Annotated in this window: 17 protein-coding genes; 7 read left to right on the top strand and 10 right to left on the bottom strand. The window is 70.7% G+C overall.

Translation table 11 applies throughout. The features are described 5' to 3' along the window. Positions 1-69 precede the first annotated feature (69 nt). From ACFY93_RS09735 to ACFY93_RS09715, 5 genes are all read left to right on the top strand, one after another. On the top strand, positions 70-1,365 hold the full coding sequence (locus ACFY93_RS09735) for a hypothetical protein (RefSeq protein ID WP_391355450.1): 1,296 nt from the start codon (positions 70-72) through the stop codon (positions 1,363-1,365). Then, complete coding sequence (locus ACFY93_RS09730) at positions 1,358-2,776, top strand: FAD-dependent oxidoreductase (protein ID WP_391355449.1); 1,419 nt, start codon at positions 1,358-1,360, stop codon at positions 2,774-2,776. The genes ACFY93_RS09735 and ACFY93_RS09730 overlap by 8 nt, the downstream gene beginning before the upstream one ends. Positions 2,777-3,036: 260 nt before the next feature. Continuing rightward, positions 3,037-4,434: an FAD-dependent oxidoreductase gene (locus ACFY93_RS09725; RefSeq protein WP_391355447.1), complete on the top strand. Its 1,398-nt coding sequence runs from the start codon at positions 3,037-3,039 to the stop codon at positions 4,432-4,434. A gap of 157 nt (positions 4,435-4,591) precedes the next feature. Beyond that, positions 4,592-5,107 carry a DUF664 domain-containing protein gene (locus ACFY93_RS09720; RefSeq protein ID WP_391355445.1) on the top strand — a complete coding sequence of 172 codons (516 nt, stop codon included), beginning with the start codon at positions 4,592-4,594 and terminating at the stop codon, positions 5,105-5,107. A gap of 275 nt (positions 5,108-5,382) precedes the next feature. Then, positions 5,383-6,606, top strand: a complete 1,224-nt coding sequence (locus ACFY93_RS09715; RefSeq protein WP_391355443.1) for an IS110 family transposase — start codon at positions 5,383-5,385, stop codon at positions 6,604-6,606. Between the two features lie 218 nt (positions 6,607-6,824). Here ACFY93_RS09715 and ACFY93_RS09710 read toward each other — a convergent pair whose 3' ends face one another. From ACFY93_RS09710 to ACFY93_RS09665, 10 genes are all read right to left on the bottom strand, one after another. Further along, positions 6,825-8,600, bottom strand: coding sequence for an IucA/IucC family protein (locus tag ACFY93_RS09710; RefSeq protein ID WP_391355441.1), 1,776 nt, complete (start codon positions 8,598-8,600; stop codon positions 6,825-6,827). After that, positions 8,597-9,148 (bottom strand): GNAT family N-acetyltransferase, encoded by a 552-nt coding sequence (locus ACFY93_RS09705; protein WP_391355438.1) that lies wholly within the window; start codon positions 9,146-9,148, stop codon positions 8,597-8,599. The genes ACFY93_RS09710 and ACFY93_RS09705 overlap by 4 nt, the downstream gene beginning before the upstream one ends. After that, positions 9,145-10,428, bottom strand: coding sequence for a SidA/IucD/PvdA family monooxygenase (locus ACFY93_RS09700; RefSeq protein ID WP_391355436.1), 1,284 nt, complete (start codon positions 10,426-10,428; stop codon positions 9,145-9,147). The genes ACFY93_RS09705 and ACFY93_RS09700 overlap by 4 nt, the downstream gene beginning before the upstream one ends. Next, the gene (gene desA, locus ACFY93_RS09695) at positions 10,412-11,929 is read right to left on the bottom strand and encodes a lysine decarboxylase DesA (RefSeq protein WP_391355434.1); all 1,518 of its coding nucleotides are present in this window, start codon (positions 11,927-11,929) and stop codon (positions 10,412-10,414) included. The genes ACFY93_RS09700 and desA overlap by 17 nt, the downstream gene beginning before the upstream one ends. A 205-nt stretch (positions 11,930-12,134) precedes the next feature. Then, complete coding sequence (locus tag ACFY93_RS09690) at positions 12,135-13,013, bottom strand: SIP domain-containing protein (RefSeq protein ID WP_391355431.1); 879 nt, start codon at positions 13,011-13,013, stop codon at positions 12,135-12,137. A gap of 117 nt (positions 13,014-13,130) precedes the next feature. After that, complete coding sequence (locus tag ACFY93_RS09685) at positions 13,131-14,192, bottom strand: ABC transporter substrate-binding protein (protein ID WP_391355428.1); 1,062 nt, start codon at positions 14,190-14,192, stop codon at positions 13,131-13,133. Between the two features lie 248 nt (positions 14,193-14,440). Next, the gene (locus ACFY93_RS09680) at positions 14,441-15,601 is read right to left on the bottom strand and encodes an acyl-CoA dehydrogenase family protein (protein ID WP_391355425.1); all 1,161 of its coding nucleotides are present in this window, start codon (positions 15,599-15,601) and stop codon (positions 14,441-14,443) included. Positions 15,602-15,606: 5 nt separating this feature from the next. Continuing rightward, positions 15,607-16,527 (bottom strand): hydroxymethylglutaryl-CoA lyase, encoded by a 921-nt coding sequence (locus tag ACFY93_RS09675; RefSeq protein WP_391355528.1) that lies wholly within the window; start codon positions 16,525-16,527, stop codon positions 15,607-15,609. A gap of 101 nt (positions 16,528-16,628) precedes the next feature. Beyond that, positions 16,629-18,608 carry a biotin carboxylase N-terminal domain-containing protein gene (locus tag ACFY93_RS09670; RefSeq protein WP_391355422.1) on the bottom strand — a complete coding sequence of 660 codons (1,980 nt, stop codon included), beginning with the start codon at positions 18,606-18,608 and terminating at the stop codon, positions 16,629-16,631. A gap of 14 nt (positions 18,609-18,622) precedes the next feature. Next, positions 18,623-20,239, bottom strand: a complete 1,617-nt coding sequence (locus ACFY93_RS09665) for a carboxyl transferase domain-containing protein (protein WP_391355419.1) — start codon at positions 20,237-20,239, stop codon at positions 18,623-18,625. A gap of 96 nt (positions 20,240-20,335) precedes the next feature. Here ACFY93_RS09665 and ACFY93_RS09660 point away from each other — a divergent pair, with 96 nt between their 5' ends. Together ACFY93_RS09660 and ACFY93_RS09655 are read left to right on the top strand one after the other, a co-directional pair. Then, positions 20,336-20,929, top strand: coding sequence for a TetR family transcriptional regulator (locus tag ACFY93_RS09660; protein WP_391355416.1), 594 nt, complete (start codon positions 20,336-20,338; stop codon positions 20,927-20,929). 101 nt (positions 20,930-21,030) lie between these two features. Next, positions 21,031-22,188 (top strand): acyl-CoA dehydrogenase family protein, encoded by a 1,158-nt coding sequence (locus ACFY93_RS09655; RefSeq protein WP_391355413.1) that lies wholly within the window; start codon positions 21,031-21,033, stop codon positions 22,186-22,188. Positions 22,189-22,203 lie beyond the last annotated feature (15 nt).

Raw genomic sequence — 22,203 nt, 5'->3', positions numbered from 1 at the left:
GGATACCCGCATCAAGTCACAGCGGCGGCGCGATCTGCGGGCCCCTCGTCGCAGGAGGCCGCTGACGCCATGGACATTGTTTTCTACATTCCGGGCGTCATTCTCCTCATCACCGGCGTCTTCAAGTTGTCCACCATGAGGGGGTCGTGGCGCGACCCGCTGATGGCTGCGAGTGCCTCGGTCCTGCTCATCGGCGCTTTCGTATGCATCTTGTCCGCGCCTCCCACCATCAGTGTCGTCAACGGCCTCACGGGTATCGCCAACTTCAGCGCGCCGCTGGTCTACTCCGGGATGTCCGCACTCAGCGCCTGCTATCTCGTCCTGATGATCACCTGGCGAGGCGGGCCACCGGACAGGGTCGGCCGGGCGTCCCGCCTGGTGGTGTCCTTCTACGCGCTGGTGATTGTCGGCATCGTGGCCCTCTTCTCCCTGGCCCACGCGCCTGTCGAGCGGACCCGAGATCTGGATACGTACTACGCGACCACGCCCTACATGCGTGAGATGATCTTGCTTTATCTGGTCTCCCATACGGTGGCCACGGTCACCCTCACCAGCATGTGCATCAGCTGGCTGCGGCAAGTGCGCGACCTGACGCACAAGGGCCTGACCCTGATCGTCATCGGCGCCATGTTCGACTTGGCGTACCAAGTCACCAAGTACACAGCCATGGCCGCCCATCGGGTCGAACACAACCTGGATTTCCTCTCCACCGACGTGGCGCCTCCCCTCGTGGCGATAGCGGGAGTCACCGTCGCCTCCGGCTTCGCGCTGCCCCGTATCGGCCCGGCCACGGCCGACAACCTTCGCGCCTGGAGACGCCTTCAGTCCCTCAGGCCCCTTTGGATGGAAATGCGTGATCTGCGGACGCCGACCTCCGACGCCAGCTGGTGGGACCTGCCCGTAGTACGCCTGGTCCAGCAGGAGATCACGATTCTGGACGGGGTCCTGGTGTGCTCGCCCTACCTCGACATCGAGGTCCGCGAGGCGGTCTACAGCGCCGCACGCGCGCAGGATGCAACCGCTTCCGGCTCGCACCCGCGGAGCAGCACAGCGTGGAAAGGCCTTCGCGTGCCGACACCCGCCCTACAAGGGCCGGGCGCGGACGAACCCCACCCTGACCGGGGGGCGGACAGCCATCAGGCAACGCTGGATCCCACCGAGATCGTCGCCGAGGCGGCCATGCTCGCAGTGGCCAAAGTGCGGGTCTCAGCCGCCCGCAGCGCTGAACTGCCCGCGGTCACCACTCTGTTGCGGTCCGTCGGGCAGCCACATCTGATGGTGGAGCTCGCCCAGGCCCTCTCGTCCTCGCCGGTCGTCGCCGAGGCCCGCCGCAGGGCAGCCCTGGAGGTAGTAAGTCATGATTAGATCAGTGGAAGGCACCGGTATGCGCTGCGCAGTTGTGATCGGCGGAGGGCTGGCCGGCATGCTCGCCGCTGCCGCCGCGGTCCCGTTCGCCGACGCGGTGACGATCGTGGAGCGCGATATCCTGCCCCGCGGGCCCGAGCCGCGGAAGGGCCTGCCCCAGGCCAGGCACGTCCACGTGCTCTGGTCCGGCGGGGCGAAGGTGATCGAGCAACTCGTACCGGGCGTAGCCGACCGCTGGGTTGAGGCCGGTGCGCGGAAGATCCCGCTCAGTTCGGGCGTCGTGACCTACACACCCCAGGGCTGGTCCCGGCGAGGGAAGCAGCCCACGCCTCACTACCTGGTCGCCTGCAGCCGTGACGTCCTCGACTGGCACGTCCGCGACGAGGTGCTGCGCGACTCCCGGATTCGGCTCGTCGACGGTGCCGAGGCAGTCGCTCTCACCGGCGACAAGCGCAGGGTCACCGGCGTAGAGATTCTCACCGGCGACTCCGCCTCACGGATCCTGGAGGCGGACCTCGTCATTGACACCAGCGGGCGCGACTCGTACGCCCTTCACTGGCTCTCCTCGCTGGGGATCTCCGGCATACGGGAACGGAACGTGGACGCCGGCCTCGTGTATGCCAGCCGCGTCTACCAAGCGCCGACATCCATCAGCAACTTTCCCGTGGTGAACATCCAGGCTCTCCCACACCGTTCACAGCCCGGACAGGCCGCAACCCTGGTCCCGATCGAGAACGGACGCTGGCTGGTCAGCCTGAGCGGGACCCGCGGCGGCGAGCCCACCGCCAACGGCAAGGATTTTGTTCCCTTCGCCCTGGACATGCTTCACCCCCTCGTGGGCATGCTGATCGCACGGGCCACACCGCTCACGGACGTGTCCACCACCCGTAGCACCGGCAACCGCCGTCGCTACCTTGAACAGGCTCAGGCCTGGCCCGAGGGCCTGGTCGTCCTGGGCGACGCGCTCGCGACCTACAACCCCGTATACGCACAAGGCATGTCCGTGGCAGCCCTGTCAGCCCGCCTCCTGCGCAACGAACTGAAGCAGACGGGGCTTCGCCGGGCCGGCCTGGCACGACGCGTGCAGCGCGCCGTCGCACGCCTGACAGACGCTGCCTGGGCGAGTGCCACGGCCCAGGACGCCGTCTACCCGGGAGCCCTGGACCAGACGCCCACCCTCACAGACCGTGTGATCCACCGCTTCCACAGGCGCCTGGCCCGGACCGCCGCCGGTTCTTCACCCACTGCGACGTCCCTGATGGTGACAGCCATGGAAGCCACCTCCACACGGCTGCTGCGCCCCGACGCGCTGCTGACCGCCGCGGTCGGTCCACTGAGGCACCATCCTTTGCAGGGCCCTCCTCTGACGCCGCAGGAACAAGCGCTGCTTGCCCCCAGCCAAGTTCTCTGACACGACCGGTTAGTGTGGCCTGCTGGTAAGGCAGCGGCGAACGAGGCGCCGGCCGAAACCGGACGGGTCGAGAACCCCGGGCGAGGCATCGCCGGAGCGCAATCGGCGTCTTCGCAACCGCCGATACCGCCAGCGGCTTCCCCGATAACCACGACGGAGGCGCTCTTGCCCCTTGACCTGAACAGCGATCACATGGGCACGCTGCCTGGGCGCCGAGGCGGGACGCTACCGGACAGCCAACACAGAGAGGGCCAGCACTGATGCCTGAGAGGACCACCGCTCGTCGGCACACGGCAGTCGTCATCGGCGGCGGCATGACGGGCATGCTCGCCGCAGCGGTCCTCGCCGACCACGCTGACGTCACCATCGTCGAGCGTGACCGCCTGCCAGACGGCCCGCAGCCCCGCAAAGGGCTGCCGCAGGCACGGCACGCCCACGTGCTGTGGTCCGGTGGCGTCAAGGCTCTCGAGGAACTCCTGCCCGGCATCATCGATCAGCTCGTCGACCACGACGCCAGGCGACCTCGCATCATGACCGACCTGGTTTCCAAAGCTCCCTCAGGCCAGTGGTTCCGCCGGTTCACACACGCCCGCCATGTCAACCTTCTGTGCAGCCGCGATCTGCTCGATGCTGTGATACGCGCCAGGGTGCTGAAGAATCCGCACATCAACCTGCTGCAGCAGACCGAACCGCAAGGCTTGGAAGGCACCGCCCGCCGTGTATCCGGGGTCCACATCCGCGCGGACTGCACCGCCAGGACCATCCCCGCCGATCTGGTCATCGACGCCAGCGGGCGCACAAGCCGTGCCCCCCTCTGGCTGCAGAACCTGGGCATCGGACCTGTGGCCGAACGCACGGTCGACGCCGGCGTCGGCTACGCCAGCCGCATCTATCGCGCTCCCGGCACCGCCGCCGACGACTTCCCCATCGTCAACGTCCAGGCGGACCCCCGCCATAGCCCCGGAAGGGGCGGCATCATCACGCCCATCGAAGGAGGCCGCTGGCTGGTGACACTCGCCGGTACCCGCGGTGGGCACCCCAGCAGCAACAACGAGGAATTCGTTCCCTTCGCGCTCAAACTGCCGCATCCCCTCATCGGTGAGCTCCTCGCCGACGCCGAGCCCGAGACCGACGTCGTCACCACCCACAGCACCGCCAACAGGAGGCGTTACTACGAGAAGGCCGCCAGCTGGCCCGACGGCTTCGTCATCCTCGGCGAGGCCATCGCCGGCTACAACCCCGTGTACGGCCACGGACTGAGCGCTGCCGCGCAGAGCGTGATCGCCCTGCGCCGCACCCTGCAACGGCAGGACCTGCGTACACCCGGCACAGCCCGGCGCATCCAAAGAGCCGCGGCCCGTCCCGTCGAGAACGCCTGGAACCTGGCCGTCGGCCAGGACGTGTTCTACCCAGGCGCCAGCGAACAGCCCCCCACCCGGAGCGAAGAGCTCCTCGCCGGATTCATCGACAGAGCCGTCGACGCCGGAGCGCGCAACCCCCGCGCCCTCCGCATCCTGCTGGACGTGATGAGCATGGAGAAGCCGCCTGCCCGGCTCCTCATGCCCGACATGCTTGCGCTGGTCTACCTGGGCAGAAAGAAACCTCACCTTGACGGCCCCCCGCTGACGGAGCATGAACGCAGAGCCGCCACTGCATGAACTCGATCCAGTCGAGCGACAGTCACACAGTTCCACGAACGCTGAACAGCCTCGTGATGGGCACATCGACGACGACGGGTGAGGGGCTGTGGCGTCGGGTGCCTCCCTGCGATCAATTCGGTCGACACCCGCTCCGGGCTGCGGCAAACTCCCCGCGATGACTCAACGAACCGATACGCCTCCCGCCTGGGACGAGCGCACGCAGCTGGCCACCTTCCTCGACTACGCCCGCGACACCGCGCGGGCCAAGTGCGAGGGCGTTTCCGCGGAGGACGCCCGCAAGGCACCGCTCCCGGGCTCACCTCTGATGACCCTGTGCGGGCTGATCAGCCATCTGCGCTGGGTCGAGCACTACTGGTTCGAGGTGGTCTTCCTGGGCGAGGAGCTCAGGGGGCCGCTCACCGAGGAGACCGACGAGGACCCGGACCCCGAGATGCGGACGGCGGTCGACATCCCGCTGCCGCGGCTCCTCGCCGAGTACGAGGAGCAGAGCGCCCGCTTCCGCCGCCTGGTCGCCGACCACGACCTGGACGCGACGGCCGCGCGTCCCATCCGCGACGGCCGCCACGTCGACCTCCGCTGGATCATCCTCCACCTCATCGAGGAGACGTCCCGCCACAACGGCCACCTCGACATCGTGCGCGAACTCCTCGACGGGCGGACCGGCTCCTAGGACGCCCCGTTACCTTTTCCGTGGCCCCGTAATGGGGCGCCTGGCCCCCGGGTCCGGTATGGCTGTGTGCCCCCTGTCGTACGGATGACCTGGGGGGTGTTGCCGCCGGGCTTCGGGGCACCGCTTGACCGCTGATGAGGGGCCTGACGACCGCCTGGTCCGGCGCAATGCCGGGCCGCTTCACGGGCGGCATGTCTGCGTAACGTGGTTGCCGGCGTGTGGTGCCGCAGGGACGGCCGGGAGCTGAGGAGACGAGTGGTGAGAGGCACGCGCACATGGTCGACACGACCGCGATAGATCTTTTCCTCGGCCTGGACCTGGGCAAGGAGTTCCACCACGCCCACGGCCGGACCGGGGACGGCAGGACCGTGCACGACAAGCGGCTGCCCAACACCGAGCCGAAACTGCTGGAGCTGTTCACCAGGCTGGTGGCGAAGTTCGGCACGGTTCTGGTGATCGTGGACCAGGTCGCCAACATCGGCGCGCTGCCGCTGACGGTGGCCCGCGCGGCGGGCTGCCGGGTGGCCTACCTGCCCGGGCTGTCGATGCGGCGGGCCGCCGACCTGCACCCGGGCGAGGCCAAGACCGACGCCCGCGACGCGTTCGTGATCGCGGAGACCGCCCGCACCATGCCGCACACTCTGCGCGCAGTAGACCGCGACGACGAGGTGCTGGCGGAGCTGACCATGCTCACCGGCCACGACAACGACCTGGCCGGCGAGGTCAACCGCACCACCAACCCGCTGCGCGGCCTGCTCTCCCAGATCCACCCCTCTCTCGAGCGCGTGCTCGGCCCGCGCCTGGCCTACCCCTATGTCCAGGCCCTCCTCCAGCGGCACGGCTCCCCGGCGAGACTGAAGAAACTCGGCCCGGCCCGCTGCGAGGCCCTGCTCAAGGCACACGGCTCGCGCAAGGCCCACCACCTCACCACCGAGATCTTCGACGCGCTCGCCGAGCAGACCCTCGTCGTTCCGGGCACCGAGGCATCCGCGCTGATCGTGCCCGGCCTGGCCGCCCAGCTCGCCGCCGCCCACACCCAGCGCCGCCAGGCCGAGCAGGAGATCGCCGCCCTGCTGGAGGCCCTCCCTCTTTTCCACCTCCTGACCTCCCTGCCCGGCCTGGGCGTCAGGACCACAGCGGCCGTGATCGTCGCGATCGGCGACGGCACCGGCTTCCCCACCGCCGGGCACCTCGCCTCCTACGCCGGCCTCGCCCCCGCCACGAAGTCCTCCGGCACCTCGATCCGCGGCGAGCACGCACCCCATCGCGGCAACCGGCTCCTCAAACGCGCCCTGTTCCAGGCCGCGTTCGCCGCGATCGGCTGCAAAACCGGCCCGTCCTCCCGGATCTACTACGACCGGCAACGGGCACGCGGCAAGACCCACACCCAGGCGATCCTCCATCTGGCCCGCCAGCGCGTGAACGTCATCCACGCGATGATCCGCACCGGGGCCCTCTACGAAGCACGCACCCCGGGCGGCATCGGCCTCGCCGCCTGACGACTCCACCACCCCTACCCTCCAGGCCCCATCACGCCCGCGCACCGGCACGGCCACTCCGCCCCTGCCGGCCACCGGGCTGCCCGTCAGCCACCCGATCCGCCGGGAACGTCCCGCTTCGCGGGATGTTCCCGAAAACCAGGATCAACCCCTACAAGCCGACCCCACCGGGGTTGACGAAACAGATAGGGGCACCCCCCGGCTCCTGCCCGCGGCCGCTACAGCCCCGCGATCGGGTTCCTCAGCGTCCCCACCAGTTGCAGTGCCCCCGACGGGTCGGCCAGGTCGACCATCTGGCGGTTGTCGCGGAGCTGGAGGCGGTTGAGGCAGGAGAGGGCGAAAGTGGGGGTGAAGAGGTCGTACTGGCAGAACCTGTCGGCCAGTTGCGGGTTGGCGTCCTGGTAGGCGTGGACGGACTCGGCGACCGTGCGCCAGAACGTGTCCTCGTCGAGGACGCCCGCGGCGGCGAGGACCGAGGCGAGGAAGCGGAAGAAGCAGTCGAAGACGTCCGTGAGGATGGACAGGAGCTTCTTGTCCTCGGGGACCTCGACGCGGATCCGTTCGACCGCCGGGGGCAGGACCGCGTGCGGGTCCATGACGGCGATCTCCTCGGCGATGTCCTTGAATACCGCGCGCCGAACGGCGCCGTTCTCCAGTACGAGGATGACGTTCTCGCCGTGCGGCATGTAGACCAGGTCGTAGGCGTAGAAGCTGTGCAGCAGCGGGGTGAGGTAGGCGCGCAGGTAGCGGCGCAGCCACTCCACCGGGCCGAGTCCGGAGCGTTCGATCAGCGCCCCGGCGAAGGACGCGCCCTCGTCGTCGACGTGGAGCAGCGACGCCATCGTCGCCAGGGTCTCGCCGTCGCCGAGGGAGGGGACCGGGCTCTCGCGCCAGAGGGCGGCGAGCATCTTGCGGTACGGGGAGCAGCGGTCCGTGGCGGCCTCGTACTCCAGGTGCCGGTAGCCGACGGCCGCCCGCTCGCGGATGACCGACAGGCCGGTGGATTTCAGCACCGGATCGCTCTCGACGAGCCCGGCCAGCCAGTCGTTGATCGCCGGGGTCGCCTCCATGTACGCGGCGGACAGGCCGCGCATGAAGCCCATGTTGAGCACGGAGAGCGCCGTCTTGACGTAGTGCTTCTCGGGGGCGCTGCGATTGAAGAAGGTCCGGATCGACTGCTGGGCCAGGTACTCGTCGTCACCCTCGCCGAGGCAGACCAGGTGGCGCCGGGCGACCTCGGCGGCGAAGGTGACGGAGAGCTTGTTCCACCACTGCCAGGGGTGGACGGGTATGAGGAGGTAGTCGCCGGGGTCGAGGCCCTGGCCGGTCAGGACCGCCGAGAAGCGGTCGAGGGCCGCCGTCCCCAGCTCGTCGTGGACGAAGGACTCGTAGTCGATGCCGACGCCCGCCGTGAAGGCGGCGCGGGAGCGGTGAGCGGCCAGCCAGACGAGCCGGACGGGGCTCGCGGTCTCGGGCGCGTACGACAGGTACTCGTGGACGCCGAAGCCGAGCCGTCCGTTGTTGGCGACGAAGCAGGGGTGGCCCTCGGTCATCCCGGTCTCGACGGCCTGGAAGTCGTCGCGGCGGGCCAGCTCGGCGGCACCGACGCGGGGCTTGGTGAGCTTGTAGCAGGTGCCCGAGAGGGTGGAGGAGATCTCCTCCAGGTAGACGGGCAGGACCTCGTCGCTCAGGCCGAGGGCGTCCTTGAACTCGATGAAGAAGTCCATCGCGGCGAGCGGGAGCGCGGTGCCCTCGCGGTGCCGGGTGATCGAGCCGGCGTCGACGTCCCAGTGGTCGAGGGCGCGGAGGTGGGCGATGAAGCGGTAGGCGGTGCGGCCGTCGTCGCTCCGGACCTCGTAGTGCCCGTCGCCGGCCGGTTCGGGGGTGAACAGCCGCTCGTGGGCGAACTCGGCGAGGGCCTTGCGCAGCAGTAGGCGGTTGGCCTTCTCCCAGCGTTCGGGGGAGAGGTGGGCCACGGCGTCGGAGACGGTCATGCCGTCACCGCCGCGGTGAACCGCTCGCGGGTGCAGAAACTCAGCAACGCTGTCTTCTCCGGCTTCTCGATCTCCCGCTCGGGCACGAAGCCGACGGCCTCGTTGAGCGCGTGGACGGCTGTGTTGCGTACGTCGGGCTCCACGACGACCCGCCTGGTCGCCGGGTCGTCGAACAGGTACGTCATCACCGCGGTGATGACGGCGCGGGTGAACCCGTGCACGGGGGTGTCGGCCGGCGCCACCAGGAAGTGCATGCCGACGTCGCCCGGTTCGGGGTCGTACAGGCCGGGAAGTTCGACGTACCGGGGGTCGTAGCGCTCCATCAGGAAGACCGGCTCGCCGTCCAGCAGGCCCAGGAACGCGTCGTGGTGCTCATGGGCGGCGATCGCCATGTACACGCGCTCGACGTCCTCGACGCGGGCGTCCCCCATCATCCAGAACGCCGACTTCGGGTGGGTCACCCAGCGGTGCAGCGGTCCGGCGTCCCGCAGGGGGTCGAGGGGGCGGATCGTGAAGGTGCCCGGGGCACCGGCGGCGGTCGTGCTCATACGGCGAACTCCTGGAACGCGATGGTCTTCTCGACGGGGTAGTACTCGGTGCCGAGCAGCTCACGGATGATGTACGCGTTGCGGTACGCGCCCATGCCCAGGTCGGGCGAGGTGACCGAGTGGGTGTGGACCCCGGCGTTCTGCAGGAACACGCCGCGGCCCGTGATGTCGACGCTGTAGTTGCGGGCGACGTCGAAGTTGCCGCGGGAGTCGTAGCGCAGCCGGTCGCGCACGGGCCCCAGGAACTCCGGCTCGGCGTACCGGTATCCGGTGGCGAGGATCAGGCCCTCGGAGCGCAGCTCGTAGTCCTTGCCCTGCTCCTCCTGGCGCAGCCCCAGGACGTACGTGCCGTCCTGGTGGCGCGCGCTGTTCAGCGAGGAGTTGGTGAGCAGCCGGGTGGGGACCCGGCCGCCGAGGTTCTTCTGATACAGCAGGTCGAAGATCTCGTTGATCAGTTCTCCGTCGATGCCCTTGAACAGGCCCTTCTGCTGGTCCTGGAGGCGGTAGCGGGTCGGTTCGGGCAGCGCGTGGAAGTAGTCGACGTACTCCGGGGAGGTCATCTCCAGGGTGAGCTTGGTGTATTCGAGAGGGAAGAAGCGCGGTGAGCGGGTCACCCAGTTCAGCTCGTAGCCGTGGACGTCGATCTCGCCGAGCAGGTCGTGGTAGATCTCGGCGGCGGACTGGCCGCTGCCGACCAGGGTGATCGACTTCTTCGCCTGGAGTTCCCGCTTGTGGTGCGCGTAGCGGGAGTTGTGGATGAAGTCGCCGCCCAGGCCCGCGCAGGCCTCGGGGACGTGCGGCGGTGTCCCGGTGCCCAGGACCAGGCGGCGGGCGCGGTGGACGTCACCGGCCCCGGTCCGCACGGCGTACACCTCGGCCGCCTCGTCGTACGTGACCTCCGTGACCGTCGTGGAGAAGCGGACGCTGCTCAGCTTCGAGGCGGCCCAGCGGCAGTAGTCGTCGTACTCGACGCGCAGGGGATAGAAGTTCTCGCGGATGTAGAACGAGTACAGCCGGCCCGACTCCTTCAGGTAGTTGAGGAAGGAGTACGGGGACGTGGGGTCGGCGAGGGTCACCAGGTCCGACATGAACGGCGTCTGGAGATGGGCGCCCTCCAGGAACATCCCGGAGTGCCACGCGAAATCAGGCTTGGACTCCAGGAAGAGGCCGTCGAGAGCGGCGATCGGCTCGGTGAGGCAGGCGAGCCCGAGATTGAAGGGGCCGAGGCCGATCCCGACGAAGTCGTGGACGTGCCCGGAGGCTTCAGGAAGCGCGGTCAAGGGACTCTCCCAGGTACTGCTCGGCGTGGCCGGCGATCAGATCGAGGACGGCGGCGATGTCGTCGGCCGTGGTCTCGGGATTGAGCAGGGTGAACTTCAGGTAGTGGCGGCCGCCGACCTTCGTCCCGGCGACGACGGCGTCACCGGAGGCGAACAGGGCACGGCGGGCGTACAGGTTGGCGCGGTCGGTCTCGGCCGGGTCGGTCACGCCGGGCGGGACGAAGCGGAAGACGAGGGTGGAGAGCGTGGGCCGGACGACCACGTCGAAGCGCGGGTCGGCGGCGAGCAGCCGCCAGCCCTCTTCGGCCCGCTCGCAGACCTCGTCGAAGAGCTGCCCGATGCCGTCGGCGCCCATCACGCGCAGGGTCATCCACAGCTTGAGGGCGTCGAAGCGGCGGGTGGTCTGCAGGGACTTGTCGACCTGGTTGGGGATGCGCTCGTGGACCATCCGGCGCGGGTTGAGGTACTCGGCGTGGTAGGTCGCGTGCCGCAGGGTGGCGGCGTCCCGGACCAGCAGCGCGGACGAACTCACCGGCTGGAAGAAGGACTTGTGGAAGTCGACGGTGACGGAGTCGGCGTGCTCGATGCCGTCGAGGCGGTCCCGGTTGGTGCGGGAGGCGAGCAGCCCGCAGCCGTAGGCGGCGTCCACGTGCATCCAGACGCCGGACCGCGCGCACAGCTCGGCGATCCCGGGCAGCGGGTCGATGGAGCCGAAGTCGGTGGTGCCGGCGGTGGCGACGACGGCCATGGGGATCAGACCGTCCCGCTCGCAGCGCTCCAGTGCGCGTGCGAGGGCGACGGTCTGCATGCGCTTGTCGTGGTCCACCGGGACCGGGACGACCGAACGGGCGGGCAGGCCGAGGAGTTTCGCCGACTTCTTCACGCTGAAGTGGCTGACCTCCGAGGCGAAGATCCGCAGGCGGGCGAGGAGGGCGGTGGCGTCCTCGCCCGCGCCGTCCGTCCCGTCACCGCGCGTACCGTCACCGCCCGTCCTGTCCGTCCGGGCGCCGGCCGTGGCCTCCTCGCGGGCGAGCAGGAGGGCCTGGAGGTTGGACTGGGTGCCGCCGCTGGTGAAGACGCCGTCGGCGGCGGGACCGAGGCCGATGCGCTCGGCGGTCCAGTCGACGAGCCTGCGCTCGATCAGGGTGCCTCCGGCCGACTGGTCCCAGGTGTCCAGCGAGGAGTTGACGGCGGACAGGACCGCCTCGCCGAGCACCGCGGGGATCACGACCGGGCAGTTGAGGTGGGCCAGGTAGCGGGGGTGGTGGAAGTAGACCGCGTCCCGGAGGTAGACGTCCTCCAGTTCGTCGAGGGCGGCCGCGGTGTCGTGCAGCGGCCGGTCCAGGTCGATCCCGTCGACGCGGGGGACGAGTTCGTCCACCGTGACACCGGTGAACGGCTGCTTCGTGGTGGCGATCGTGGCCGCCACCCGCTCGACTCCTTCGGTCACGGAGCGGCGGTACCGCTCCGCGGTCGTGTCATTGAGCAGGTGCGAGCGCATGGGGGGTCCTCCGTGCGGGGGAGAGTCCGAGCGGGACGGAAGCGGAGCGGGACGCGAACGGGGCGGGGTCCGACGTTCAACTTAGGTTAGCCTAACCTAAGTTGAACGTGCGACCCCGCCCCACCTGCCTCTTCCGTGACGTACGCCTCTCGGTCCCGTCACCCAACCGCCCCTCGCGATGCGGCAGTTGTGCGCCAGGCGCCGTCTAGCCCGCCTCGCGCAGCTGCTCCTCGCTCAGCCCGCGCCGCCAGTAGCCCACGAAGGTCACGCGGGTGCGGTCGATGCCCCGCTCGCGTACGAGATGGCGGCGCAGCTCCCTGACGTGGCCGGCCTCGCCCGCGATCCAGGCGTACGGGCGCGCGGCGTCGGGGAGCCGGGTGGCGCGTACGGCGTCCAGGGTGCCGGGAGCGGCCTCGTCCCGTACGAGCCAGGTGATCTCGGCGTCGGCCGCGGTGGCCAGGTCCTGGATGTCGCCGGCGTGCTGGACCTCCAGCCAGACCCGGGCGGGGACGCCGGCCGGCAGCGACTCGAGGATCGCCGAGACGGCGGGTACGGCCGTCTCGTCGCCCCACAGCAGCAGCAGGTCGGTGTCCTCGGGCGGACGGAAGCGGATGGCCCGGTTGTCCCGCAGGGCCGGGCCGAGCACCAGGACGCGGTCGCCCGCCCGCGCGCCGGCCGCCCACCGGGAGGCCGGGCCCGCCGGGGCGCCCGCCTGCCCGGCGTGCGGCGCCGTACCGTGCGCCTCCACGCCGTGCAGGACGAAGTCGATGTCGATCTCCATGGGGGTTCCCCGGTCGTCGCGGCGCAGCGCCCGCAGGGTGTACGAGCGCATCACCGCCCGCACGTCGTCCGGGAGTTCACGCCAGCCCTGCCACCAGGAGTCGCCCAGTTCGAGCGGGACGACGGGCTCCGGCTGGCCGGGGTGCGGCAGGAAGAGCGAGAGGCTCTGGTCCCGGCCGTCGGAGGCGAAGGCGTGCAGGTCGGCGCCGCCGAACGTGACCCGGAGCAGGGACGGGCCGAGCCGCCTCGTCCGTACGACCTGGAGGGAGAAGAAGCGGAACGGGGCGGCTACGGCAGTCGTCACGATGGCTCCTGCGAGTCGAAGTCGGAGTGTCGGAGTCGGCGGTCGGTTCGGCGGCGGTCGGGGTGCCGGCCCGCGGAGCGTCGTGACAGGGCCGGCGGCGTCACGGGCGGGCGGGCGTCAGCCGACCTTCTTCGCCTTCTCGATGGCGGCGGCGAGGTCCTCCAGGATCGGGGCGCACTTGTCGTACGAGAAGATCGGCTCGGTGATGCGGGGGATGACCTGGCCCGCCTTGACGGCCGGGAGCTTCTTCCAGGTGCCCTCGGTGATGTCGTCGGGCTGGATGGCCGAGGTGCGGTTGTCCATCATGATGATGTCCGCGTCGTACGTGTCGACGTTCTCCCAGCTCAGGTTCTCGTACCAGCCGCCGCTCGCCTTCAGGGTCTTCGCGGGCGGCTCGACGAGGTTCACGCCGAGCGCCTTGAAGTACTCCAGGTCCGTGGAGAGGTTGGAGCCGGAGACGTAGAAGATGTCCTGGCTGGCGGAGCCGATGAGGACCTTGATGCCGGGGTTGGCCTTGGCGGCCGAGCGCAGCTTGGCGGCGGCGTCCTCGAAGCGCTTCTTCGCCTTGGTCACCTTGTCGGACTTCACGTCCGCGCCGAGCGACTCGGCGAGTGCCAGCAGGCGCTGCAGGGGCTCGGTCATCTGGCGGTCGTACACGGAGACGCCGACGCTCGGGGCGAGGCCGAGGATCGTGTCCGCGGACTCCTCGGGCACGTACCAGAGGGTGTCGGCGTCGAACATCGTGGAGACCAGGACGTCGGGCGCGAGGGCCGCGTACTTCTCGATGTTGAACTGGCCCCACTCGTTGCCGAGGACCGTCAGCTTGCTGACGTCCATGTCGCCGGCCTGGACGTCGGCCTTGCCGTCCTTGGTCTTCGTCGGGCCGAAGACGCCCTTGACCTCGATGCCGTAGTCGTAGAGGGCGGCGGCGACGCCGGTGAAGGCGACGATGTTCGCCGGGACCTTGTCGGCCTCGGCGGTCTTGCCGCGGTCGTCCTTGAAGGACCAGGGGCCCGGCTTCGCCGTCTCGGAGGCGCCGCTGCCCGCGCCGCCGCCTTTCGCGCCGCCGCCTTTCGCGTCGTCGTCGCCGCAGGCGGCGAGGACGGCGCCGAGGCCGAGGGCGCCGCCCGCGGCCAGGATGCCGCGGCGGGTGAGGCTGGTGGAACGGGCGTTGGGCATGAGCGTGGCTGCTTTCGGCACGGGGCGGAGCGCCCGCGGGACAAGTTCGAAGGTAGGTTAGCCTAACCTCAGTAGTTGTCCAGAGGGCGGGTCGGCCCCCGCGCTCCGGCCGAACGGCCCCCGGGCGCGCCGCACATCCCGGGGCACGCCGGACGGCACCGGGCTCCGGGTCCGGGTCCGGGTTCCGGGCCCGGGCACGCCGAACGTCCCGGGCCCCCGCGGGACCCGGGACGCGGTGGACCGGAGCGTCAGCCCGTGAGCCCCAACTCCCGTGCGATCAGCATCCGCTGGACCTCGCTGGTGCCCTCGCCGATCTCCAGGATCTTCGAGTCGCGCCACATCCGGGCCACCGGATACTCGTTCATGAAGCCGTACCCGCCGTGGATCTGCGTGGCCTCGCGGGCGTTGTCGACGGCCACCGTCGACGAGTACAGCTTGGCGAGCGCCGCCTCCTTCTTGAACGGCTCGCCCGCGACCAGACGGGACGCCGCGTCCCGCCACGCGAGGCGGGCCGTGTGCGCCTTCATCTCCATGTCGGCGATCTTGAACTGGATCGCCTGGTACGACCCGATGTTCCGCCCGAACGCGTGCCGCTCCTTGGCGTACTTCACCGACTCGTCCACGCAGCCCTGCGCGAGGCCCGTCGCCAGCGCCGAGATGGCGATGCGCCCCTCGTCGAGGATCCGCAGGAACTGCGCGTAGCCGCGGCCCTCCTGGCCGAGCAGGTTCGCCGCGGGCACCCGCACGTCCACGAAGGACAGCTCACGGGTGTCGGAGGCGTTCCACCCGACCTTGGAGTAGGGCGCCGCGACCGTGAACCCGGGCGTGCCGGACGGCACGATGATCGCGGAGATGAGCGGACGGCCGTCTTCCTTGCGGCCGGTGACCGCGGTGACCGTCACCAGACCGGTGATGTCCGTACCGGAGTTGGTGATGAAGCACTTGGTGCCGTTGATCACCCACTCGTTCGTCGACTCGTCCAGACGGGCGGTGGTGCGCGTGGCGCCCGCGTCGGAACCGCCGTCCGGCTCGGTCAGGCCGAACGCGCCGAGCATCTCGCCCGAGCAGAGGCGGGGCAGCCACTGGGCCTTCTGCTCGGGCGTGCCGAACAGGTGGAGGGGCATGGCGCCGAGGGAGACGCCCGCCTCCAGGGTGATGGCGACGGAGGAGTCGACCCGGGCCAGCTCCTCCAGGGCGACGGACAGGGCGAAGTAGTCGCCGCCCATGCCGCCGTACTCCTCGGGGAAGGGCAGCCCGAACAGTCCCATCCGGCCCATCTCGCGGACGATCTCGTAGGGGAACTCGTGCCGCTCGTAGAAGTCGCCGATCTTCGGCGCGACGACGTCGTGGGCGAACTCCTCGACGGTGCGCCGCAGTTCCTCGAGTTCGGGGGAGAGCTTGTGGTCCATGGGTGTCACTGCTCCTTGTGGGAGAGGGCGCGAACGGTACGGGACGGGCTGGGCCGGCCCAGGTGCCCGGCCATCCACACGCTCGTGGCGGTGAGGCGGCCGAGGTCGACCCCGGTGTCGATACCGAGGCCCTGAAGCATCCACACGAGGTCCTCGGTGGCGAGGTTGCCGGTGGCGGACTTGGCGTACGGGCAGCCGCCGAGGCCGCCCGCCGAGGCGTCGACGGTGGTGACGCCGTGCTGGAGGGCGGCCAGGGTGTTGGCGAGCGCCTGGCCGTAGGTGTCGTGGAAGTGCACGCCGAGCGCGCCCACCGGAACGCCCGCGTCGCCGAGCGCGGTGAGCAGCGCGCTCACGTGCCCGGGGGTCGCCACGCCGATGGTGTCGCCGAGGCTCAGCTCGTCGCAGCCCATGTCCCGCAGGGCCGCGCAGACGCGGACGACCTGGTCCACGGGGACCGCGCCCTCCCAGGGGTCGCCGAAGCACATGGAGAGGTACCCGCGCACGTGCACGCCCTCCTGCCGGGCGCGGGAGACCACCGGCTCGAACATGGCCAGGGCCTCGTCGACGGTCCGGTTGAGGTTGGCCTTCGCGAAGGACTCGGTGGCGCTGGCGAACACGGCGACCCGGTCGGCGCCGAGGGCCAGCGCCCGCTCCAGACCGCGGGCGTTCGGCACGAGCACCGGCAGCGCCGCGGGAAGGTCGCGCACGAGCGGGAACAGCTGCTCCGCGTCGGCCAGCTGGGGCACCCACTTGGGGTGGACGAAACTGGTCGCCTCGATGGTGCCCAGACCCGCGTCGGCCAGCCTGCGGATGAACTCGGCCTTGACCGCCGTGGGGACGGCCGCGCTCTCGTTCTGCAGTCCGTCACGGGCGCCGACCTCGTGGATGCGGACACGGGAGGGCAGGCCCGGGGCCGGGACGGTCATGGGCAGACCGGGGGCGGGGGAGCCCGCCGCGGTGCCCGGGGCGTCCGGAGGGGACGCGGGTGTGGTGCCCGGTTCGGGGGTGCTGTTCGGTTCGGGAGTGCTCATGGCGTCCTCTCCGTGGTCTCCTCGGCCTCGTGCGGGGTGATCACCGCGAGGATCTGGTCCATCGCGACGGTCGTGCCCGGGGTGACGTCCAGCTCGGTGACCGTGCCGGCGTGCGGGGCGGAGATGACGTGCTCCATCTTCATCGCCTCGACCACCAGCAGGCTCTGGCCGGCCGCGACGTCGTCGCCGACGGCGACCTTCACCACGGTCACCGTGCCGGGCATGGGCGCGGTGAGCGAGTCGGCTCCGGCGTGCGCGGCGCCGGTGAGGGACGCGGCGACCGGGTCGTGGTCGCGCACCTGCCAGGCGTCGCCGTCCCGGCCGAGCCAGTCACCGGCGCGGTCGAAGGTGTGGCGGACGCCGTCCAGGGTCACCGAGACCCGGTCGGCGGTGACGGTGTGGGCGCCCCGGGCCTCGTACGACACGGGGTCGAGCCCTGGCACCCGCAGGTGGAACGCGAGCGGGGCCGGTGTGCCGCCGAGCCGCCAGCCGCTCGGCACGGAGAAGGGGTCGCTCCAGCCCGCGCCGCCGGGGGCGGGGTCCGGCGTCAGGGCGTCGAGGCGGACCGCCGCCGCCGCCGCGTACACCTCCTCGGGGACCTCGGCCGGGACGAGCGCGTCCATCTCGCGCTCGACGAGGCCCGTGTCCAGGTCGCCTGCGACGACCGCCGGGTGGGCCAGCAGCCGGCGCAGGAATCCCGCGTTGGTCGGCACGCCCAGGGTGACGGTCCCCGCGAGCGCCGCCCGCAGCTTGCGCAGGGCCGTGGCGCGGTCCGGGCCGTACGCGATGACCTTGGAGAGCATCGGGTCGTACAGGCTGCCGACCTCCGTGCCCTCGACGAGTCCGGAGTCGGTGCGGACGCCGCCGCCCTCGGGCTCGCGCAGCGCGAGCACCGTGCCGCCCGACGGCAGGAACCCGCGCGCGCCCTCCCGGACGGAGACCGTCTCCGCGCAGATCCGGGCCTCCACGGCGTGACCCGTGAGGCTGATGTCGTCCTGCGTGTACGGCAGCCGCTCGCCCGCCGCGACCCGCAGCTGCCACTCGACCAGGTCGAGGCCGGTGATCAGCTCGGTCACCGGGTGCTCGACCTGGAGGCGGGTGTTCATCTCCATGAAGTAGTACGCGGACGGGTCGCCGCCGGGGACGATGAACTCGACCGTGCCCGCGCCCCGGTAGCCGCAGGAGCGGGCGGCCTGGACGGCGGCCTCGCCCATCGCGGCCCTGGTCGCGGAGTCGAGGAGCACGCTCGGCGCCTCCTCGATCAGCTTCTGGTGGCGGCGCTGGAGTGAGCACTCGCGCTCGCCGAGGTGGACCACCTGCCCGTGGCCGTCGGCGAGGACCTGGATCTCGATGTGCCGGGGGCGGTCGATCCAGCGCTCGACGAGGAGCGTGTCGTCGCCGAAGGAGGCGCGGGCCTCGCGCCGGGCGGCGGCGATCTCGTCGGCGAGCACCGCCGCGTCCCGCACCAGCCGCATGCCCTTGCCGCCGCCGCCCGCGCTGGGCTTCAGCAGCACGGGCATGCCGATCTCCCGCGCGGCGTCGGCCAGTTCGGCGTCGGTGAGGCCGCTGCCCGAGGAGCCCGGGACGACCGGCACACCGGCCGCCGCCACCGTCTCCTTGGCGCGGATCTTGTCACCCATCAGGTCGATCGCGGACGCGGGCGGCCCGATGAAGACCAGGCCGGCGTCCGCGCAGGCCTGCGCGAAGCCCGCGTTCTCGGCGAGGAAGCCGTAGCCGGGGTGGACGGCCTGCGCGCCGGTGCGGGCCGCCGCCTCCAGCAGCCGCTCCACCGACAGATAGCTCTCCGAGGCGGGCGCGGGCCCGATCCGCACCGCCGTGTCCGCCTCGCGCACGTGCCGGGCGTCGGCGTCGGCGTCGGAGAAGACGGCCACCGAGCGCACGCCCAGCGCCCGCAGCGTACGGATGACGCGGACGGCGATCTCGCCGCGGTTGGCCACAAGTACCGTGTCGAACATCGTCAGGGGTCCCCTCACATCCGGAAGACGCCGAAGCCGGGGTCACCCAGCGGGGCGTTCGCGCAAGCCGTCAGAGCCAGACCCAGCACCTGCCGGGTCTCCAGCGGGTCGATCACGCCGTCGTCCCACAGCCGGGCCGTCGCGTAGTAGGCGCTGCCCTGCTGTTCGTACTGGGCGCGGACGGGGGCCTTGAAGGCCTCCTCGTCCTCGGCGGGCCAGGACTCGCCGCGGGCCTCCAGCTGGTCGCGCTTGACCGTGGCGAGGACGGAGGCGGCCTGCTCGCCGCCCATCACGGAGATCTTGGCGCCCGGCCACATCCACAGGAAGCGCGGCGAGTACGCCCGGCCGCACATCGAGTAGTTGCCCGCGCCGTACGAGCCGCCGATCACGACGGTCAGCTTCGGCACCCGCGCGCAGGCGACCGCGGTCACCATCTTCGCGCCGTGCTTGGCGATGCCCCCCGCCTCGTACTGCCGGCCCACCATGAACCCGGAGATGTTCTGCAGGAACACCAGCGGGATGCCGCGCTGGTCGCACAGCTCGATGAAGTGGGCGCCCTTCTGGGCGGACTCGGAGAACAGGATGCCGTTGTTCGCGACGATGCCGACCGGGTGGCCGTGGATCCGGGCGAAGCCCGTCACCAGGGTCTGCCCGAACTCCGACTTGAACTCGGCGAACCGTGAACCGTCGACCACGCGCGCGATGACCTCGCGCACGTCGTACGGGGTGCGCGAGTCCACCGGCACCGCCCCGTACAGCCCGAGCGGGTCCACCTTCGGCTCGGCTGACGGCTCCACCGACCACGGCAGGTCTCCGCGCGCGGGGAGGGTGGAGACGATGTTCCGGACGATGCGCAGCGCGTGCGCGTCGTCCTCCGCCAGATGGTCGGTCACCCCCGACACGCGCGAGTGGACCTCGCCGCCGCCCAGCTCCTCGGCGGTCACCACCTCGCCCGTCGCGGCCTTCACCAGCGGCGGACCGCCGAGGAAGATCGTGCCCTGCCCGCGCACGATCACGGCCTCGTCGCTCATCGCGGGCACGTACGCGCCGCCCGCCGTGCAGGAGCCGAGGACCGCGGCGATCTGCGGGATGCCGGCGCCCGACATCCGCGCCTGGTTGTAGAAGATCCGCCCGAAGTGCTCGCGGTCCGGGAAGACCTCGTCCTGCATCGGCAGGAAGGCGCCCCCGGAGTCCACGAGGTACACGCAGGGGAGGCGGTTCTCCAGCGCCACCTCCTGGGCGCGCAGGTGCTTCTTCACCGTCATCGGGTAGTACGTGCCGCCCTTGACGGTGGCGTCGTTGGCGACGACCACGCACTCCCGGCCGCTCACCCGGCCGATACCGGCGATCACCCCGGCCGCGGGCGCCTGGCCCTCGTACATCCCGTCGGCGGCCAGCGGGGCGAGCTCCAGGAAGGGCGAGCCCGCGTCCAGGAGTGTGTCCACCCGGTCGCGCGGCAGCAGCTTGCCGCGTGCCACATGCCGGGCGCGCGACCGTTCACCGCCGCCCAGCCGGGCCGCGGCCAGCTTCTGCCGCAGCTCCTCGGCGAGCGCGCCGTGCGCCGCCTCGTTGGCCCGCCAGGCCTCCGACGCGGGATCTGCCGCGCTCGTCAGCTCCGGTGCCTCGTGCATCCCGCGGTCCCCTCACCAGTGGTCGACCAGTTAATGAGCGTTAACGCATTTCCTTCAGGTTAACGACCGCTAACCTCCCTGTCTAGAATTGCCTCCATGGCCACGAGAACCGACGCCTCCACTCGGCGCGAGCAGATCCTCAGAGAGGCCGCCCGGCTCTTCGCCGAGCGCGGCTTCCACGGTGTGGGCGTGGACGAGATAGGAGCCGCCGTCGGCATCAGCGGCCCGGGTCTGTACCGGCACTTCGCCGGCAAGGACGCGATGCTCGCCGAGCTGCTCGTGGGGATCAGCGGGCAGCTGCTGACCGGCGGCAGGCGCCGGGTCGCGGAGGCGGGCGGCAGTGCCGAGACGCTGCTCGACTCGCTGATCGAGGGCCACATCGACTTCGCGCTCGACGACCGGCCCCTGATCACCCTGCACGACCGTGAGCTGGACCGCCTGCGGGACAGCGACCGCAAGCTCGTACGGCAGTTGCAGCGGCAGTACGTCGAGCTGTGGGTGGAGGTCGTCCGCGAGGTCTATCCGGACCTCACCGAGCTCTCCGCGCGCTCCGCCGTGCACTCGGTCTTCGGGCTGCTCAACTCCACCCCGCACCTGGGCAGGCCCGGCTCCCTGCCGGGCCGCACGGCCACCGCGACCCTGCTCCACCGGATGGCGCGGGGGGCCTTCGCGGCGGCGGGGGCGGCGTGACGAGCGTCATGTGGGGGTGACTCTGGACGACCGTCGTGACTCACCGGTAGCCTCTGTCTGAGCAAGCGCTTAGACATGGTGACCAGGTGGAGGTGGCGCGGGTGCGCCGTACGGTGTTCAACGAGGACCACGAGGCGTTCCGGGAGACCCTGCGGGCCTTCATCGAGGCCGAGGTCGTCCCGGTCTACGACGAGTGGTTCGCCGCGGGCCAGGCTCCGCGCGACTTCTACTACAAGCTCGCCGAGCTCGGCGTCTTCGGCATCCGCGTCGACGAGGAGTTCGGCGGCGCCGGCATCGACTCGTACAAGTTCGAGGCCGTGATGTACGAGGAGACGGCCCGCGCGGGTGTCTCCTTCGGCGGCTCCGGCGTGCACGTGCTGCTCGGCCTGCCCTACGTCAAGATGCTCGCGACCGACGAGCAGAAGAAGCGGTGGCTGCCCAAGTTCGTGACCGGTGAGGAGATGTGGGCGCTCGCGATGACCGAGCCCGGCACCGGCTCCGACCTCGCCGGCATGAAGACCACCGCGAAGCTCTCCGAGGACGGCACGCACTACGTCCTCAACGGCGCCAAGACCTTCATCACCGGCGGCGTGCACGCCGACAAGGTCATCGTCTGCGCCCGTACCTCCGCCCCGCGCGAGGACGACCGCCGCTTCGGCATATCCCTGTTCGCCGTCGACACCAAGTCCGAGGGCTACTCCGTCGGCCGCAAGCTCGACAAGCTCGGCCTGAAGGTCTCCGACACCGCCGAGCTCGCGTTCGTCGACGTCAAGGTGCCCGTCGAGGACCTGCTGGGCGAGGAGAACAAGGGCTTCTCCTACCTCGGCCTCAACCTGGCCTCCGAGCGCTGGGGCATCGCCTTCGGCGCCTACGCGCAGGCCGCCGCCGCCGTCCGGTTCGCCAAGGAGTACGTGCAGGAGCGCACCGTCTTCGGCAAGCCCGTCGCCGCCTTCCAGAACACCAAGTTCGAGCTGGCCGCCTGCCAGGCCGAGGTGGACGCCGCGCAGGCCGTCGCCGACCGCTCCCTGGAGGCCCTCGACAAGGGCGAGCTGACCCCCGCCGAGGCCGCCAGCGCCAAGCTGTTCTGCACCGAGGTCGCCCACCGCGTCATCGACCGCTGCCTCCAGCTGCACGGCGGCTACGGGTTCATGAACGAGTACCCGATCGCCCGCCTCTACGCGGACAACCGCGTCAACCGCATCTACGGCGGCACCAGCGAGGTCATGAAGATGATCATCGCCAAGGACATGGGCCTGTAGGACCGGCGAGCACCG

Source organism: Streptomyces sp. NPDC008313, from assembly GCF_042956125.1.
Taxonomy (GTDB): domain Bacteria; phylum Actinomycetota; class Actinomycetes; order Streptomycetales; family Streptomycetaceae; genus Streptomyces.
This window is presented reverse-complemented; position numbering and strand designations above follow the sequence as displayed.

Coding starts and splice junctions, on each gene's coding strand:
- ACFY93_RS09735 (WP_391355450.1), top strand. CDS start 70: ATGGACATTGTTTTCTACATTCCGGGCGTCATTCTCCTCATCACCGGC.
- ACFY93_RS09730 (WP_391355449.1), top strand. CDS start 1,358: ATGATTAGATCAGTGGAAGGCACCGGTATGCGCTGCGCAGTTGTGATC.
- ACFY93_RS09725 (WP_391355447.1), top strand. CDS start 3,037: ATGCCTGAGAGGACCACCGCTCGTCGGCACACGGCAGTCGTCATCGGC.
- ACFY93_RS09720 (WP_391355445.1), top strand. CDS start 4,592: ATGACTCAACGAACCGATACGCCTCCCGCCTGGGACGAGCGCACGCAG.
- ACFY93_RS09715 (WP_391355443.1), top strand. CDS start 5,383: ATGGTCGACACGACCGCGATAGATCTTTTCCTCGGCCTGGACCTGGGC.
- ACFY93_RS09710 (WP_391355441.1), bottom strand. CDS start 8,600: ATGACCGTCTCCGACGCCGTGGCCCACCTCTCCCCCGAACGCTGGGAG.
- ACFY93_RS09705 (WP_391355438.1), bottom strand. CDS start 9,148: ATGAGCACGACCGCCGCCGGTGCCCCGGGCACCTTCACGATCCGCCCC.
- desA (WP_391355434.1), bottom strand. CDS start 11,929: ATGCGCTCGCACCTGCTCAATGACACGACCGCGGAGCGGTACCGCCGC.
- ACFY93_RS09685 (WP_391355428.1), bottom strand. CDS start 14,192: ATGCCCAACGCCCGTTCCACCAGCCTCACCCGCCGCGGCATCCTGGCC.
- ACFY93_RS09680 (WP_391355425.1), bottom strand. CDS start 15,601: ATGGACCACAAGCTCTCCCCCGAACTCGAGGAACTGCGGCGCACCGTC.
- ACFY93_RS09675 (WP_391355528.1), bottom strand. CDS start 16,527: ATGACCGTCCCGGCCCCGGGCCTGCCCTCCCGTGTCCGCATCCACGAG.
- ACFY93_RS09670 (WP_391355422.1), bottom strand. CDS start 18,608: ATGTTCGACACGGTACTTGTGGCCAACCGCGGCGAGATCGCCGTCCGC.
- ACFY93_RS09665 (WP_391355419.1), bottom strand. CDS start 20,239: ATGCACGAGGCACCGGAGCTGACGAGCGCGGCAGATCCCGCGTCGGAG.
- ACFY93_RS09660 (WP_391355416.1), top strand. CDS start 20,336: ATGGCCACGAGAACCGACGCCTCCACTCGGCGCGAGCAGATCCTCAGA.